The organism is Exiguobacterium sp. s160 (assembly GCF_018617575.1).
GTDB classification, from domain to species: Bacteria; Bacillota; Bacilli; order Exiguobacteriales; family Exiguobacteriaceae; genus Exiguobacterium; species Exiguobacterium aestuarii_A.
The window spans coordinates 1023379-1037605 of record NZ_JACSKK010000001.1 but is presented as its reverse complement, the minus strand read 5'-3'; the positions used below and the strand labels follow the sequence as shown (position 1 = coordinate 1037605).

At 52.6% G+C, this 14227-nt stretch carries 19 protein-coding genes; 17 read left to right on the top strand and 2 right to left on the bottom strand.

Annotated features, from left to right (window positions below; genetic code table 11):
- Positions 1 to 3 precede the first annotated feature (3 nt).
- The 9 genes from KNO86_RS05340 (at position 4) to KNO86_RS05300 (ending at position 6030) form a co-directional block, all read left to right on the top strand.
- Positions 4 to 390, top strand: coding sequence for a flagellar protein (locus KNO86_RS05340; RefSeq protein ID WP_214693668.1), 387 nt, complete (start codon positions 4 to 6; stop codon positions 388 to 390).
- Positions 391 to 413: 23 nt separating this feature from the next.
- The gene (locus tag KNO86_RS05335) at positions 414 to 665 is read left to right on the top strand and encodes a flagellar biosynthesis anti-sigma factor FlgM (RefSeq protein WP_074033759.1); all 252 of its coding nucleotides are present in this window, start codon (positions 414 to 416) and stop codon (positions 663 to 665) included.
- Between the two features lie 114 nt (positions 666 to 779).
- Positions 780 to 1136: a flagellar export chaperone FlgN gene (flgN, locus tag KNO86_RS05330; protein ID WP_214693666.1), complete on the top strand. Its 357-nt coding sequence runs from the start codon at positions 780 to 782 to the stop codon at positions 1134 to 1136.
- Positions 1137 to 1150: 14 nt separating this feature from the next.
- Positions 1151 to 2671, top strand: a complete 1521-nt coding sequence (gene flgK / locus KNO86_RS05325; protein ID WP_214693664.1) for a flagellar hook-associated protein FlgK — start codon at positions 1151 to 1153, stop codon at positions 2669 to 2671.
- Between the two features lie 6 nt (positions 2672 to 2677).
- A complete protein-coding gene (gene flgL / locus KNO86_RS05320; protein WP_214693656.1) occupies positions 2678 to 3619 on the top strand; it encodes a flagellar hook-associated protein FlgL in 942 nt (313 codons plus the stop codon).
- A 27-nt stretch (positions 3620 to 3646) separates the two neighbouring features.
- A complete protein-coding gene (locus KNO86_RS05315; RefSeq protein WP_251126896.1) occupies positions 3647 to 4201 on the top strand; it encodes a DUF6470 family protein in 555 nt (184 codons plus the stop codon).
- A gap of 15 nt (positions 4202 to 4216) precedes the next feature.
- The gene (fliW, locus tag KNO86_RS05310) at positions 4217 to 4654 is read left to right on the top strand and encodes a flagellar assembly protein FliW (protein ID WP_214693653.1); all 438 of its coding nucleotides are present in this window, start codon (positions 4217 to 4219) and stop codon (positions 4652 to 4654) included.
- Positions 4654 to 4881 (top strand): carbon storage regulator CsrA, encoded by a 228-nt coding sequence (gene csrA / locus KNO86_RS05305; RefSeq protein ID WP_074033743.1) that lies wholly within the window; start codon positions 4654 to 4656, stop codon positions 4879 to 4881. The genes fliW and csrA overlap by 1 nt, the downstream gene beginning before the upstream one ends.
- Positions 4882 to 4974: 93 nt before the next feature.
- Entirely contained in the window at positions 4975 to 6030 is a 1056-nt protein-coding gene (locus tag KNO86_RS05300) for a GGDEF domain-containing protein (protein ID WP_214693651.1), read from the top strand.
- Between the two features lie 56 nt (positions 6031 to 6086).
- Here KNO86_RS05300 and KNO86_RS05295 read toward each other — a convergent pair whose 3' ends face one another.
- Positions 6087 to 7001, bottom strand: a complete 915-nt coding sequence (locus KNO86_RS05295; protein WP_214693643.1) for a YitT family protein — start codon at positions 6999 to 7001, stop codon at positions 6087 to 6089.
- A 179-nt stretch (positions 7002 to 7180) separates the two neighbouring features.
- On the opposite strand from KNO86_RS05295, the gene KNO86_RS05290 reads away from it, so the two are divergent.
- The 3 genes from KNO86_RS05290 to KNO86_RS05280 all read left to right on the top strand — a co-directional run bounded on the left by KNO86_RS05290 (position 7181) and on the right by KNO86_RS05280 (position 9503).
- Positions 7181 to 8041, top strand: coding sequence for a YitT family protein (locus KNO86_RS05290; RefSeq protein ID WP_214693640.1), 861 nt, complete (start codon positions 7181 to 7183; stop codon positions 8039 to 8041).
- 131 nt (positions 8042 to 8172) lie between these two features.
- On the top strand, positions 8173 to 8460 hold the full coding sequence (locus KNO86_RS05285) for a putative quinol monooxygenase (protein ID WP_074033738.1): 288 nt from the start codon (positions 8173 to 8175) through the stop codon (positions 8458 to 8460).
- Between the two features lie 107 nt (positions 8461 to 8567).
- A complete protein-coding gene (locus tag KNO86_RS05280; protein WP_214693638.1) occupies positions 8568 to 9503 on the top strand; it encodes a DMT family transporter in 936 nt (311 codons plus the stop codon).
- Positions 9504 to 9534: 31 nt separating this feature from the next.
- Here KNO86_RS05280 and KNO86_RS05275 read toward each other — a convergent pair whose 3' ends face one another.
- Positions 9535 to 10035 carry a hypothetical protein gene (locus tag KNO86_RS05275; RefSeq protein WP_074033734.1) on the bottom strand — a complete coding sequence of 167 codons (501 nt, stop codon included), beginning with the start codon at positions 10033 to 10035 and terminating at the stop codon, positions 9535 to 9537.
- A gap of 156 nt (positions 10036 to 10191) precedes the next feature.
- Here KNO86_RS05275 and KNO86_RS05270 point away from each other — a divergent pair, with 156 nt between their 5' ends.
- From KNO86_RS05270 to KNO86_RS05250, 5 genes are all read left to right on the top strand, one after another.
- Positions 10192 to 10677, top strand: a complete 486-nt coding sequence (locus KNO86_RS05270; RefSeq protein ID WP_214693637.1) for a hypothetical protein — start codon at positions 10192 to 10194, stop codon at positions 10675 to 10677.
- Positions 10678 to 10743: 66 nt separating this feature from the next.
- On the top strand, positions 10744 to 11571 hold the full coding sequence (locus KNO86_RS05265) for a GNAT family N-acetyltransferase (RefSeq protein ID WP_214693635.1): 828 nt from the start codon (positions 10744 to 10746) through the stop codon (positions 11569 to 11571).
- A gap of 10 nt (positions 11572 to 11581) precedes the next feature.
- Positions 11582 to 11905 carry a hypothetical protein gene (locus KNO86_RS05260; RefSeq protein ID WP_214693633.1) on the top strand — a complete coding sequence of 108 codons (324 nt, stop codon included), beginning with the start codon at positions 11582 to 11584 and terminating at the stop codon, positions 11903 to 11905.
- A gap of 123 nt (positions 11906 to 12028) precedes the next feature.
- Positions 12029 to 13321 (top strand): methyl-accepting chemotaxis protein, encoded by a 1293-nt coding sequence (locus KNO86_RS05255; protein ID WP_214693627.1) that lies wholly within the window; start codon positions 12029 to 12031, stop codon positions 13319 to 13321.
- 238 nt (positions 13322 to 13559) lie between these two features.
- The coding region (locus KNO86_RS05250) for a flagellin N-terminal helical domain-containing protein (RefSeq protein ID WP_214694033.1) at positions 13560 to 14227 on the top strand (668 nt) is incomplete at its 3' end.

The following is a 14227-nucleotide window of genomic DNA, read 5'->3' as shown; positions in this document are numbered from 1 at the left end:
CCAATGGATGCAGCATCTTGCCAAATGTGCGGACGCTTGTTTATGAAACAAGGTCGCTCGCCTTATTGCCCATCATGTAGTGAAGTCGACTTCCAAAACTTTTTGAAAGTTCGTGACTTCATTCGTGAACCAAAAAACAAATCAACGAACATCGGCGCCCTTGTCGAAGCGACGGGTGTGTCGGAACTTGATATCACGCGATATATCCATGAAGGACGCCTGATCATCAAGGACAACCCGGAACTCCTCGTCGGCTGCGTACGTTGTGGTCAACCGACGAACGAAGGGAAAGTCTGTTCGAACTGCCAGAGAGATATGCAGAAGGAACTGTCTAGTCTACAAGAGAGCTTGACGAAGTCGTCAAGTGCTCGCGCTTATCGTTTGGATTAACATCATGAAGAGGGGGAAGACGCATGCGCATCGATTCAGCCAAGTGGGTACATTTACCGAACACTTATGAAAAGAAAACGCAAGTCGAGCCGAAGCCCGCGCCATCACGCCAAACGGACCAATTGTCAATCTCGGCGGAAGCCCGCGCCCGGTTTGAAGAACCGGTGAAACATCCGGACCGTCTCGCAAAAATCGACGCTTTGAAAGCAGAGATTGATGCGGGCACGTATTCACGGGACGCGCGTGAAATCGCCAAACGCTTTCTACAAGGATGAATGGAAGCGAGGTCCGTTTGAGGCCTTCGCACTGAATAACACGGCACGGAAGCTGACTAAATAAGGGGTACCCCTTTCTTTAGTCGGCTCTTTTTTTGGAAAAAGGAGAGACTCATGCTCACATTACATAAACGTTTACTCGAATTGGCTTATACGAAAGAACAGCTGCTCGTCCAAAATGACATGGCCGCTTTTAGCGCGCTCGTCAAAGAAGAGGCGAAACTCGTCCGACAAATCTCACAAAAAGAAGCGGAACGACTTCAAGGGACATATGAATTGGACGATGAAGAGATAGAGGAACTGAGACTGGTCTTGTTCGAGTTGAAGCGTCAGAACGAATTGAACGCGTCGCTTCTCGAACAGTCCCTTCGTTATATTACTTGGCATCTAGACATGCTCTTGCCAGAAGCAGATGATTTCACATACGGACAACAGGCGTTTGAAACACGCTCGTTCAGCCGTGACGTTTAAGGAGGAAGTACAGAATGGGCTCAACATTTATGGGATTAGAGACGGCGCGCCGCAGCCTGACGACACACCAATGGGCGCTACAGGCGACGGGGAACAACGTGGCGAACGCCTCAAACCCTGGCTATTCACGCCAACGCCTTACCCTCGGGATGACAGAACAACTCTCGGTCAACTTCGGTGGAACGAAAGCCGGACAATTCGGGACCGGGGTACGCGGGGAGACGCTCGCCCGGATTCGCGATCTCATGATTGACCAACAGTATCGCGACGAGTCGGTGAAGAATGCGTTCTATGCGACGAAAGAGGCGGCGTTCGGGCGGATGGAGGACATTATCAACGAACCGTCTGAGAACGGTCTTGCCAAATCGCTCGACTTGTTCTGGGCGTCACTTCAGGATTTGTCGGTCAACCCGGACGATACGGGTGCACGAAGCGTCGTCCGCCAGCGGGCGATGACGCTCGCCGAGACGTTCAACTACATGTCTTCGTCGCTGACGAAAGTACAAGACGATTTGAAAGCGGAAGCGGGCGTCGTGTCGAAAAAGATTAACGACCTGTTGACGAAGATCAATAACGTGAACCGTCAAATCGGGGACGCGGAACCACTTGGCGTCTTGCCGAACGAACTGTATGACGAGCGCGACCGATACATGGACGAGCTCTCGCAATATATCGAGTTCGAGCGTGTGCCGGTCGATTACTTGAACGGGGAGACGCGCGGGAACTCGCAACGTGTCGCAGAAGGACGAATCGACATCCAAATCACCGTGCCAGGAAATCCGAATCCAATCAAATTGGTCGACGGCATCACGGGTGGCGTAGGGGAAATGACCGAGTCGACGTATCGTGCGGCAGATGCTGTGACAGCTGAGGCGATGACACTCCAAGACATGCCGAACGGTAAGCTACGAGCACTCGTTGAAATGTACGGAAGCCAATCAGGTCCTGAAGCGGCGAATGGGGCGTACACGAAGATGCTCAAAGACTTAGACGAGATGGCGAGCGTGTTTGCGACGGCATTCAACAATGCACACATGACGAACAAAGATGCATCAGGGACGGACGGGCGAAACGATTTCTTCGTGAATTCAGGAACGAACACGAACACCGACATCAAAGCGTCGAACATCGAAGTGAACGAGACGTTCATGAATAACCTCGACTTGATCGCCGCTTCAAAAGACGGCAATATCGGGGACGGGAGCGGGGCACTCGAACTCGCGCGTCTGAAAGAGATGGCGCTCAGCTTTGCCGGGTCGGCCACGACGACGACATCGATCGGAAAGTACTATCAGAACGTCATCGGGAACATGGCGGTCGAGGCGAGCCAGAACGCGAACCTCGCGAAGAGTACGTTCGCTCTCTTGAGTAGCTCGGACCAGCGCCGCCAGTCGGTGAGCGCGGTGTCGCTCGATGAAGAGATGACGATGATGATCCAATATCAACATGCATACAATGCGGCGGCACGGAACATCACGGCCGTCGACGAAATGCTCGACAAAATCATTAACGGCATGGGTGTCGTTGGGAGGTAATGACTGATGCGTGTCACACAGACGATGCTCACACAGACGAACTTGAAACACTTATCGAGTAGCTATAACACGCTCGCCCGCGTCCAGGAACAACTGATCAGCGGGAAGCGGATCCAAAAGGCATCGGAGGACCCGGTCGTCGCGATGCAGGGGATCCGGTACCGGACCGAAGTGCGAGAAGTCGACCAGTTCCGTCGCAACGTCAGCGAGGCGACGAGCTGGATGGACATGACGGACTCGACCTTGAACGAGGTCACGGAAGCCGTCAAACGGATTCGGGAATTGACGACGCAAGCTGCGAACGACACGTACGAGTCGTCACAGCGCGCGATCATCAAGAGTGAGGTCGACCAGTTGATCGAACATATCGGCTCACTCGCCAACTCGAAGGCGGGCGAGAAGTATATTTATAACGGGACGAAAACGGATCAACCTTTGATTGATATGGATAAGTTGAAAGCATATCTTGCGGACCCAAGCGCGACGTCAGATGTGAATACGATTTACACAGATGTTGCGGGCGCACCTACTACGACTGGAAAAATTGAGTTCGAAGTCTCAAAAGGCATCACGATGCAAGTGAACATGCAGCCGGAGACCGTCTTCGGCCGAGAACTTTTTGAAGGATTGAAACAGCTGAGCGGTTTGCTCGCCGATGAAAATACGGGAGGTGCCGACTTATCTGCCCAACTCGAGACGCTTGATACGATCGGTCAGAACTTGATCACGGAGCGGTCGGAGCTCGGTGCCCGGGCGAACCGTTTGGAGCTCGTCGACAACCGTCTGCAAGACCACGAAATCATCGCGAAGACGATCATGTCTGATAACGAAGACATCGACGTCGAGAAAGTGATCATGGAGTTGAAGTCACATGAGACGGTACACCGCGCCGCACTTTCTGCCGGGGCCCGTATCATTCAACCGACGCTCCTTGACTTCCTCCGGTAATCGGTCATGAATCTCGCGAGACTTGAAATGCGGCAAACGTTTGCTGCCATCCAGATGACCTCGAACCGACCGGTGCTCGAGATGCGTCAAGGTCGGGCGGACATGTCGATGCAGCAAGGGAAAGCTGAGATGACGCAACAGACGACTCAAGGGAAACTTGAAGTCGACTCGTCGGTGGCACGGAGTGAGAGCAACCTGAAAGGGGCGCTCGAACTCGGTCAATCGTTCGGACAGATGGGGGAACAAGGAGCCCGCGAGGCGATGATGAACATCGCCCGTGAAGGGGACCGCATGATGCGCATCGAGAACGGCAACCCGATTGCCTCGATGGCGGCAGAGAAAGTGAACAACCCGTATCCGATCGTCGAGATGGGCTATATGCCGAAATCGATTGACCGTGTCAAGTTGACGTATACGCCGGCGGATGTGAAAATCGAATGGAATATCACACCGCCACAGATTGATGTATCGCTCACACCGGCGGACATCTCGTTCACGCCATGGACGATGGACATTTCTCTCCGTCAACAGGCATCGCTCGAGATGTGGCCGGTCGGTGGGATGTATGATGAAACGCGTTGAAAGTGAGGACAATCCATGTTCATTGAAACAGACTACTTTGGCAAGATTGAAATAAATGAAGCGGAGACGATCACGTTTGTCAGTGAGATTCCGGGATTCCCGGAATCGAAGACGTTCGTGTTGATTCCGTACGGGGAAGAGCTGCCGTTCTGGTCACTCCAGTCAATCGAAGAGAAAGCGTGCGCGTTCGTTGTGACGAATCCGTTCTGGCATAAGTCGGACTATGCGTTCGAACTGTCGGACGGGGCGAAGGATCAGCTCGGGATTGAAGAAGCGGAACACGTCTCTGTCTACTCGATCGTCACGCTCCGTGAGCCGTTTGATGCATCGACGCTCAACTTGAAGGCACCGATCGTCATCGAGACGAAAGAACGTCGCGGGAAGCAAGTCATCTTAGACGATGCCTACCCGGCCCGTTATCCGCTCGGCGGCACGAAGGCGGAGGTGCGCTGATGCTCGTATTGAAACGAAAACAAGGTGAGGCGATCCATATCGGGGACGACGTGACGCTCACCGTGCTCGCCATCGAGGGAGACCAGGTGAAGCTCGGCATCGATGCCCCGCGCCATATCGATATCCATCGTCATGAAGTGTACATTCAGATGCAAGAAGAGAATGAGTCGGCACGAGACAGTGCCAACTTGATGAAACAGATGATCAAAAAGCAGTCGGAAGCGTGAGCTTTCGACTTTTTTTGTAAATATAGAATGTAAGGGTGACATTTTTCACCTAGTTGGGCTAGGATGGAAACGGAAAGGGAAGGAGGGGAATCGATGGGAATGGTCATCAACCAGTTTTTTATTAATATCAGTATCATCTTTTTACTCATGTCGCTCACGTTATACGTGATGCGGACGGTCTTGCCGATTCAACCGTCCTCCCCATTGTTCGTCCGTTTTTGGTTCGGGGTGTCGAACGGATTGACGGCGATCTTGTTGACCTTAAATGCCATCGAGCTTGGCGATGCGAGGATTGACCTCCGTCTCATCCCGATCGCCTTATCGGCGACGTACGCCGGCCCGTTTGGTGCCGTCGTCACGCTCGCGCTCATCTTTATCGGGCGCATGACCTTGCATGGGATGAGTGCCCCGTTCGTCGATTCGATCCTTATGTTTGTCGTGTTATACATATTTTCGCTCCTCCTCTCGCGTGTGCCGATGCATCGGTCGCGAGGATATACCGTCTATGTTGGGTTCGGTGCGCTCCTCGTTTTGATTCGCGTGACCGGTAGTGTGGATGCGATGGTGTTCGTGAACGTCTTTATCCCGTACTTCCTCATGCTGTCGCTCGGGGCGTGGCTCTGTTACTGGGGGGCGAAAAAGCTTGAGACGCATTTATGGATGTTCCTTCTGCATACGCATCGGGCGACCGTCGATGAATTGACAGGACTACCGAACCGTTACCGGACGCTTGAACAAATGAATGAACTGGAGATGTCTGGGAAACCGTGGACGTTACTCGTCATCGATGTCGATCACTTCAAGCAGTTGAACGATACATATGGTCATCTAGCAGGAGATGCCGCACTCCGTCATATCGGTCAGACCCTCGAGCGGCACTGTCCGTCAGGCGGGTTCGTCGGTCGTTACGGCGGGGAGGAGTTCTTGCTCGTGATTGAAGGTAATGAAAGGGCGAAAGAAATGGCCGAATCGTTAGTCGAGACCGTGCGCCACACGACGTTCGAATGTCAGGGAGAGGTCATCCCGATGACCGTCTCGATCGGTGCCGCGGTCGCCGAGCACGAACCGAGCATGGTCGTGTTCGAACGAGCGGACGAGGCTTTATATGATGCGAAACGGAACGGACGGGACCAGGTCCGCTTCGCTTAAAAAATCCCCTATAACCGTTGGCGAATGGTGTCCAGCGGTTATAGGGGATTTCACGTTTAGTGAATGTTTTTCTTCTTGAACTGTCCGCCCCGGACGTCGTGAATGTTGCCGATGGCGAGGAACGCTTTCTCGTCATAGTCGTCGAGGATGTCTTTTAATTTCGTCTCCTCGAGTCGGCTGATGACCGTGAAGACTACTTTCTTTCCGTCTCCGGTGTAGGCCCCTTCTCCGTGGAGATACGTCACGCCCCGACCGAGCCGGTCCATGATCGCCTGACCGATTTCTTCCGGTGCGTTCGTGATGATCCACGCCGCCTTCGACTGATCGATCCCTTCCAAGACGACATCGATCGTCTTGAACGCGATGAAATACGTGAGGAGCGAGTACATCGCCCGGTCCCAGCTGAAGACGAAGCCGGCTGTCCCGAGGATGAAGATGTTGAAGAACATGACGATCTCTCCGACCGAGAACGGTAACCGGTTCGTGAAGGCGACGGCAAGAATCTCGGTCCCGTCGAGCGACCCACCGGCGCGGATGACGAGCCCGATCCCGGCACCGAGCAAGAAGCCCCCGAAGACGGTCGACAACAGCAAATCGTCCGTGAACGGCTTGATGTCATGCAGGACGATCGTGAACGCCGACATGAGGAGGATTGCCGTCAACGTGACGACGGCGAACGTCTTCCCGATTTGCCGATAGCCGAAGTAGATGAACGGCAAGTTGAAGAGGACGAGCCAGATGGCGAGTTTCGTCTCCGTCAAATACGACACGATGATCGAGACCCCGACGATCCCACCGTCAATGATCTGGTTCGGAACGAGGAACGCCTCCAGGCCGACCGCGAAGACGAGGGAACCGAGTAGCAAGAGGACGACTTTCGCAAACAGTTCGGACGCTTTGATCGGATTATGTTCGCGCCTTAAGCGCTGCACTTCCTCCGGTGTCGGGGAAGGCATGGGTGTACGCTGCATACGTGGTGCCCCCTTTCCATTTTCTTAAGTATACCAAAACGAGCCGATACAAAATCCTTTGAGACAGAGAATCTGACATGAATATTCAGAATAGATTGATGATTCCCTGTAAATTATTTCAGTATTATTTTGTGGTAGGCTAAGAAGGTTGTTGAACATGAGAAGGAGGTCAATGCATCATGAAACGAGAGAATAGAGCCTGGTTGATGGGGTTTCAAATCATCATGAACATCATCGGCGGACTCATCGCGGCGTATGGGTTGGAGTCCGTCCTCATCCCGAACAACGTGTCGGACGGGGGCGTCACCGGCATCAGTATCGTCGGGTCGCAGCTCACGGGATTGCCGCTCGGGATCTTTATCGGGATTCTCAATATCCCGTTCATCTATCTCGGGTATAAACAGATTGGGAAAAGTTTCGCCATCCTTTCGGTCACAGGGATTGCGTCGTTGTCAGTCGGTACGGTGATCATGCACCATGTTCCGACGATCATCGAGGGCGACGCGCTCCTCATCACCGTGGTCGGCGGAATCATCCTCGGGTTCGGGATGGGGATGTCCCTCCGTAACGGGGGTGCGCTTGACGGGATCGATATGCTGGCCGTTCTCTTGTCCCGTAAACTGCCGTTCGGGACGAGTGACTTGATTCTATTTTTGAATACGTTCGTCTTCATCGTCGTCTCGACGGTGTTCGGGCTCCAAGGAGCCGTCTTGTCGGCGATCGCTTATTTCATCGCCTCAAAAGTGATTCATATCGTCGAAGAGGGATTGAGCGGTGCGAAGACGTTCAAGATCATCACGAGTGAACCGAATGAAATGGTCGAGACGATTCGGGACCGTCTCGGGCGGAGCGCCACGTTGAATCAGATCCAAGGTGCATATTCAAAAGAGAGCTATTACGAAATCACGTGCGTCATCAACCGGCTCGAAGAACGAAAGATCAAGGACATCATCGATCAAGTCGACCCGAAAGCGTTCGTTGTCGTGTATGAGGTGACGGAAGTCAAAGGCGGAAATTTCCAAAAACGCGATATTCACTGACGGATGGCCACGTGCCGTCCGTTTTTTTATACATGTGGCGTGAAAACATTCCGCTTGTCTGAACCTGTAAGGCAGGAAATCGGAAGCAAAAAGTGGAATGAGACGATGCAAGGGAAAGGGGAGGATGGAGCATGTATGCACTGATCGGAAAGCTCGTCACAAAAGCGGGACAACGGGACCGACTCGTGGCAATTTTATCGGAAGCGGCACGAGAGATGGAGGCGACGTCGGACTGTGAATCGTATCGGGTCCACGTATCGCTCGACGAGGCAGACACGGTGTTCGTCTATGAAGTGTGGCGGAGTGAGGATGCGCATGCGGCGTCATTGTCGCTTGCTGAAGTGAGGGCGTATATCGATCAGGCGAAGCCCATCCTCGAGCGGATGGAGCGGATCGCCGCGCTCGAACTGCGGACGTGACGGAATCATCGAATCAACAGGCGGATGACCACGTGTCGTCCGTCTTTTTTTGCAGGAGAAAGAGATGGATGCCGAGAACAAGACAGGATTCGGAAAGGAGGGAACGTATGCGTCCACTCATACTCGGTGTCTTCGCGGCCTTGTTTTTTGCAAGCACGTTCGTGTTGAATGAAGTGATGCAAGTCGGGGGAGGTAGCTTCGCCTATAGTGCCTCGCTCCGCTTTTTATGGATGATCCCACTGTTGATGCTCGTTGTCGCCTTACGGGGTGGACTCAAGCGGGTCATCTCGGCGCTGAAAAACAATCCGCGTCCGTGGATATTGTGGGGGACGGTCGGGTTCGGGTTCTTTTACGTTCCCATCTGTCTCGCCGCTGAAGTCGCACCCCCGTGGCTCATCGCAGGTACATGGCAAGTGACAATCGTCGCCGGGGCACTGTTGTCACCACTCTTTAAGAAGGCAGACGGTTCCCGCGAACAGATCCCGTGGCGAGGACTTCGGTTCTCGAACTTGATTTTGATTGGGGTCGTCTTGATGCAAGTCGAGTTTTTCGAATCGTTCGAGCCTCGCTTCCTATGGCTCGCTGTCGTCCCGGTCGTCATCGCGGCTTTCGCGTATCCTCTCGGCAACCGCAAGATGATGCAACAGACGGACCTCGACGTGTTCGAACGCATCCTCGGCATGTGTCTCGGGTCGCTCCCGGTGTGGTTCTTGTTGTTCGGGTACGGGTTGACGACGGGTCGTCCCTCATCGAGCCAGCTCGGGCAGACGTTCCTTGTCGCCTTGTTGTCAGGGATTGTCGCGACCGTCCTATTTTTCAAGGCGACGGACCTCGTCAAGCACGACATGGGGAAACTGGCGTCCGTCGAGGCGACGCAGGCGCTCGAGGTGTTGTTCGCCTTGATTGGCGAGCTCCTGTTCCTCCATGCGGTCATGCCGTCCCCGATTGCCTTGGTCGGGATCACGCTCGTCATGATTGGCGTCGTCTTCCATAGTCGGAGCCAATTCATCGAGCTTCCGATGGCAATCGAAAAGGAAGCATAAAAAATACCTCGCTCCTTTGAGCGAGGTATTGTCATGAACTTGTCGTCAAACTGCCTTTGACTTTGTCATAGAAGTCATCCATCATACCAGTACGGCTACCGAGCTGGCAGATGAGTTCGAGCGTTTCTTTATAGAACTTCTTGACGAGTCCTTTGTTTTTGATTCCGTCCATCGACGCGAGCGTCTTGTCGAGGTTCTCTAAAATCTCTTTGATCTGTGCGTCCGAGTCCGGTTTGACGACTGTCATGTTCTCCGGGATGCTGACGACCTTCTCTTGACCTTGGTGGCGGAATGATGCGCCGAAGCCAAGGTTCTCGATGAAGAGGTGCGGCATGACCTTTTGACCGAAGAAGTGCTTGTGCCAGTCTGTCGCTTTCATCGTGTCCATATCTTGTTTGAACGTGGAAGCCGTCGAGACGTATTGTTTAAACAAATCTGTCATGAATTTCTCGATGACCGGGATTTGAAGGGCGAAGACGTTTTTCAAGAGCGCATCGAGCTGAGCGCGCGTCAAAGTAGTTTCGTTAGACATGTCAGTTCCTCTTTTCTCTAGTACGTTATTACCATCGTATGGGATTGACGGACGGTCGTCAATGTAAGGGGAAACATTTTTTCAGAATATTTGATGAAAAGTTATCAACTTGTGGGATAATCAAGTGAAGACATCAACAACTAGGGAGTGGTTCTTGTGAACAAATCGATGAAATGGGCGCTCGCGCTCGGTGTGACAGGTGCATTGGTGGCAACGGTCGGTGTCGTCTCGTCCCGGGGACGGACAGAGGATACGACGCAGACGATTCGTGACCGCGAGCTCGGGTACGAAATCATCTTGCCGTCAAAAATCGTTGCGGCGATCGAGCGCGGTGACGTCTATATCGAGAAGGCACAGGACGTCGTTGACATCGGTGACACGAAGAGCTACAGCACGTTCGATTTGTACTATAACGTCGAGGACGGCGACGACCAGCTCTTGTTTCACTTGGACTTGATTGACCGTGAGTTGACGGAAGAGGCGTTCGCGACGGAGGTCGGGTACGGCAACTATCTCGGCACGAACGACATGACGTTCTTCTGGGTCGAACCGACAGAGGCCGTCCCAGGCGCGGAGGCGCATACGGATGAGATCGCTGAATTGATCGAGACGCTCCCTGAGTTGGAATTCCGGACGTTATAATCTCGTAAGTTGGCTCGCTACGGCGGGCTTTTTTCTTTGTGCTACAATACAGATGAGGTGATGTACATGAATTGGACAGTAGAAGAAGTCAAACAAGCAGATGATGTGAAAACGTTAGAACAGGCGGTCAACACGAACGACAAGATTGACGTCAAAGTCGGTCATGAGTCGGTCGGACAGAACGACTATGCGGTATACGACGGAGAGACGCTCGTCGGGTATCTCATGCTCTTCCCATATCTCCCGAACGAGTATGAGGTGAACGCGCTCGTTCATCCGGAATACCGGAAGCAAGGCGTCTTCACGGCACTGCTCGAGACGGCGAAACAGGATGCGAAACTGAACGGCTGTGAGGCGTTCACGTTCGTCATCGACCGGAACTCAGCGTCTGGGAAGGCGGTGCTTGAACATCTTCAGGCAGCGTATCAGTTCTCGGAATACAATCTCGTCTTGAAGAAGGCGGAATTGTTCTTGAAACCGGACGAGGTATCGCTCCGTGAGGCGACGGCAGACGACCGCCCGCTCATCATCACGACACTCAGCGAGGCGTTCGGTGACCCGGTCGATGTGACGGAAAACATCTATCAACAAATCGACACACCGGACCGTGTGACGTTTATCGGAGAAGTCCACGGCAAGCCGGTCGGCGTCATCCGTGCCCTTCTCGTCGGTGACGACGCGGCAAGCATTCACGCGTTCGGCGTCAAGGCAGGCGAGCAAGGCAAAGGCTACGGCACAAAAATGTTGAAGCAGATGGTGCAACAACTGTTCCGCATGGGCCGGACGAAAGTCGAGCTCGATGTCGAGACGGAAAACAAGGCAGCGCTCGAGATATACAAGCGTGCCGGATTCGCAGAGAATGGCGGCTATGAGTTTTACATGATCGAATTATGAGGTGACCCACATGGTGAAAAATCTGAAATGGCTCGGTGCGGCGTTTGAAGCATTTCTCGGGATCCCGATTCTCGGTGGTCTTTTCATCATCGGGATGGGGTATTCGCCCCTCGGATTCATGTTCGTCTATCACGTCATCGTGTTGATTCTCTCGTTCAGTCGACTGAACCGATTCTCGTACGGCGCGGCCGTCGGAATCACGGCCTCGGTCCTTGGGTTCATTCCGATCGTCGGGATGGTGCTCCACTGGGCGGCAGCGATCACGCTCGCGGTTGACGCGGCGACGACTCCGCGACGGTTAACGCAGGTCGAACGTGACGATGAAGCATTTTGACGAAACGTACTCCTTTCTGGGGTACGTTTTTTCATTGACCAAACGTTCAACTGAAAACGCTATACATTCATTGGAAATCGGACGATATAGGGAGTGATGAACACAATGAGGAGGAACAACACAGTGAAAGTATTTAAAAACTTTACGACGCAATTGCTCGCGTGGATCTTGGTCACGTCCTTTATCACGGGCGGAGCGGTCGGCTACATCACCCTATTGCTTTTGACAGAACTCGAGATGGAACAAGGTCAGGTCATGCTCGTCGGTACGGTCGTGGCGTTACTCATCTCGTCACTCGGGGGCATCGTCATTTACTTGATCGCCCGTCGTCCACTGAAAGCGGTCGAGATGGCTTCTGAAAAAGCCGTTGAAGTCGGGAACGGTGATTTGACAGTCCACTTCGCGGACGAGAAGACATCAGACCGTTCGGAGATGGGGCGTTTGCTCTTGTCGATGGACAACATGGTCGAGCACCTTCGGGAGCAAGGGACGAACATGCGTTACACGGCGGATCAATTGACTGGTTCGGCACAAGAAATTGCAGCTTCAGTCCAAGAAGGAAACGTGGCGGGCGAAAGTATTCGTTCTGCAATGGACTCCCTCAACAAGATGTTAGAAGATAACGTTAGTGCGACGTATAACTCGATGGACTTACTTGGAGCGGTCGCACGGACGATGGAGAGCATCCGTCAAGAGATGTCATCGGCGCTTGATTCAGCGAGCGAGATGCAACAGGAAGCAGAAAGCGGGAAAGGGCTCGCGTCGTCTTCCGTCAACGCGATGCATGCGATTGCCGGAAAAGTGGAGCAATCGTCGACACTCAACAGCCAGTTGACAGAAATGACAGGCGAGATCTCACGTATCACGGATGTCATCAGTGACATCTCGGCACAGACGAACTTGCTTGCCTTGAACGCATCGATTGAAGCAGCACGTGCCGGGGAGCATGGTCGTGGATTTGCCGTCGTAGCAGCAGAAGTGAAAAAGCTCGCGGAACAAACAGCGAACTCGACTCAAGAAATCACAGATCTCATTGTAGATGTGAAACGTCTCGTTGGCGATACATCGTCTTCAATGGCAAATGTCAAAGCAGAAGTGGAGACAGGTGTCGGCTTAGTTGAAAAAGCAGGTGGTGCGTTCGCATCGATTCACAACTCAGCAAATGAAGTGTACAGCCATGTGCATTCGGTCGATTCACTCCTCGATGAGTCACGGGGTCAGATTGATTCGGTTGTCACAAACTCGGCAGGCATCGTCGGAATGGTCGAAGAAGCATCGCGTTATGCGAATGAAGTCACGTCAGCGGCGAGTCAGCAAGCGGCAAGTCTTGGAGAAGTGAACGGGGCGATGACAGAGCTCGTTCGCGTCGCGGAGAGTTTGCAGAATGAGACGGAACAAATGAAGGTGGAAGCTTAAGAAGTTTGAAGACGTCCCAGTGATGGGGCGTTTTTTCTATTCGAATTGAAGAGAAGTAGTCAGAATGTGTAATTTTTTTTGGGAATAACTAAACAGATACCTGTAGATTCCGATATAGAGTATGGAAACGATAAAACGTTCCAACATTTGCAAGGTAAGGGCCGGCCTAAGCCTTGTAAGCTCAGACAAATGGATTTGGAAGAGCGGAAAAAACTCGAACCTATGGAGGGAACTTAACATGATTATCAATCACAACCTTAACTCAATGAACGCACACCGCAACATGTCATTCAACACGGCGCAGACGGGCAAAGCGATGGAGAAACTGTCTTCAGGTCTTCGCATCAACCGTGCTGGTGACGACGCGGCGGGTCTCGCCATCTCTGAGAAGATGCGCGGACAAATTCGTGGTCTAGATATGTCTTCGAAAAATGCACAAGATGGCATTTCATTAATTCAAACTGCTGAAGGCGCATTGAACGAGACACACTCGATCCTCCAACGCATGCGTGAACTTTCAGTTCAATCTGCTAGCGATACAAATACAAATACAGATCGTGCTGAAATGCAAAAAGAAGTTGGACAATTAATTCAAGAAATCGATCGTATTTCAACGAACACAGAATTTAACACTAAGAAATTACTGGACGGAACGTTCAACGGGAATTTCCATATTGGGGCAAACCAAGACCAGAACTTAAACTTAACTGTGGCTAACATGGGTTCTGTAGGTCTCGCGGTTGGTGCTGTTACTATTGCAACTCAAGCAGGAGCTAACACAGCTATTACGACTATCAATACAGCAATCGAAACGGTCTCAGGAGAACGTTCGAAACTAGGTGCCACACAAAACCGTCTCGAGCACACGATCAACAACTTGAGCACGTCAGCCGAGAACCTCCAAGC

What these genes read in the sequence shown, in the direction of transcription:
- KNO86_RS05340 (WP_214693668.1), top strand. Translation starts at nt 4, where the DNA reads ATGGATGCAGCATCTTGCCAAATGTGCGGACGCTTGTTTATGAAACAA.
- KNO86_RS05335 (WP_074033759.1), top strand. Translation starts at nt 414, where the DNA reads ATGCGCATCGATTCAGCCAAGTGGGTACATTTACCGAACACTTATGAA.
- flgN (WP_214693666.1), top strand. Translation starts at nt 780, where the DNA reads ATGCTCACATTACATAAACGTTTACTCGAATTGGCTTATACGAAAGAA.
- flgK (WP_214693664.1), top strand. Translation starts at nt 1,151, where the DNA reads ATGGGCTCAACATTTATGGGATTAGAGACGGCGCGCCGCAGCCTGACG.
- flgL (WP_214693656.1), top strand. Translation starts at nt 2,678, where the DNA reads ATGCGTGTCACACAGACGATGCTCACACAGACGAACTTGAAACACTTA.
- KNO86_RS05315 (WP_251126896.1), top strand. Translation starts at nt 3,647, where the DNA reads ATGCGGCAAACGTTTGCTGCCATCCAGATGACCTCGAACCGACCGGTG.
- fliW (WP_214693653.1), top strand. Translation starts at nt 4,217, where the DNA reads ATGTTCATTGAAACAGACTACTTTGGCAAGATTGAAATAAATGAAGCG.
- csrA (WP_074033743.1), top strand. Translation starts at nt 4,654, where the DNA reads ATGCTCGTATTGAAACGAAAACAAGGTGAGGCGATCCATATCGGGGAC.
- KNO86_RS05300 (WP_214693651.1), top strand. Translation starts at nt 4,975, where the DNA reads ATGGGAATGGTCATCAACCAGTTTTTTATTAATATCAGTATCATCTTT.
- KNO86_RS05295 (WP_214693643.1), bottom strand. Translation starts at nt 7,001, where the DNA reads ATGCAGCGTACACCCATGCCTTCCCCGACACCGGAGGAAGTGCAGCGC.
- KNO86_RS05290 (WP_214693640.1), top strand. Translation starts at nt 7,181, where the DNA reads ATGAAACGAGAGAATAGAGCCTGGTTGATGGGGTTTCAAATCATCATG.
- KNO86_RS05285 (WP_074033738.1), top strand. Translation starts at nt 8,173, where the DNA reads ATGTATGCACTGATCGGAAAGCTCGTCACAAAAGCGGGACAACGGGAC.
- KNO86_RS05280 (WP_214693638.1), top strand. Translation starts at nt 8,568, where the DNA reads ATGCGTCCACTCATACTCGGTGTCTTCGCGGCCTTGTTTTTTGCAAGC.
- KNO86_RS05275 (WP_074033734.1), bottom strand. Translation starts at nt 10,035, where the DNA reads ATGTCTAACGAAACTACTTTGACGCGCGCTCAGCTCGATGCGCTCTTG.
- KNO86_RS05265 (WP_214693635.1), top strand. Translation starts at nt 10,744, where the DNA reads ATGAATTGGACAGTAGAAGAAGTCAAACAAGCAGATGATGTGAAAACG.
- KNO86_RS05260 (WP_214693633.1), top strand. Translation starts at nt 11,582, where the DNA reads ATGGTGAAAAATCTGAAATGGCTCGGTGCGGCGTTTGAAGCATTTCTC.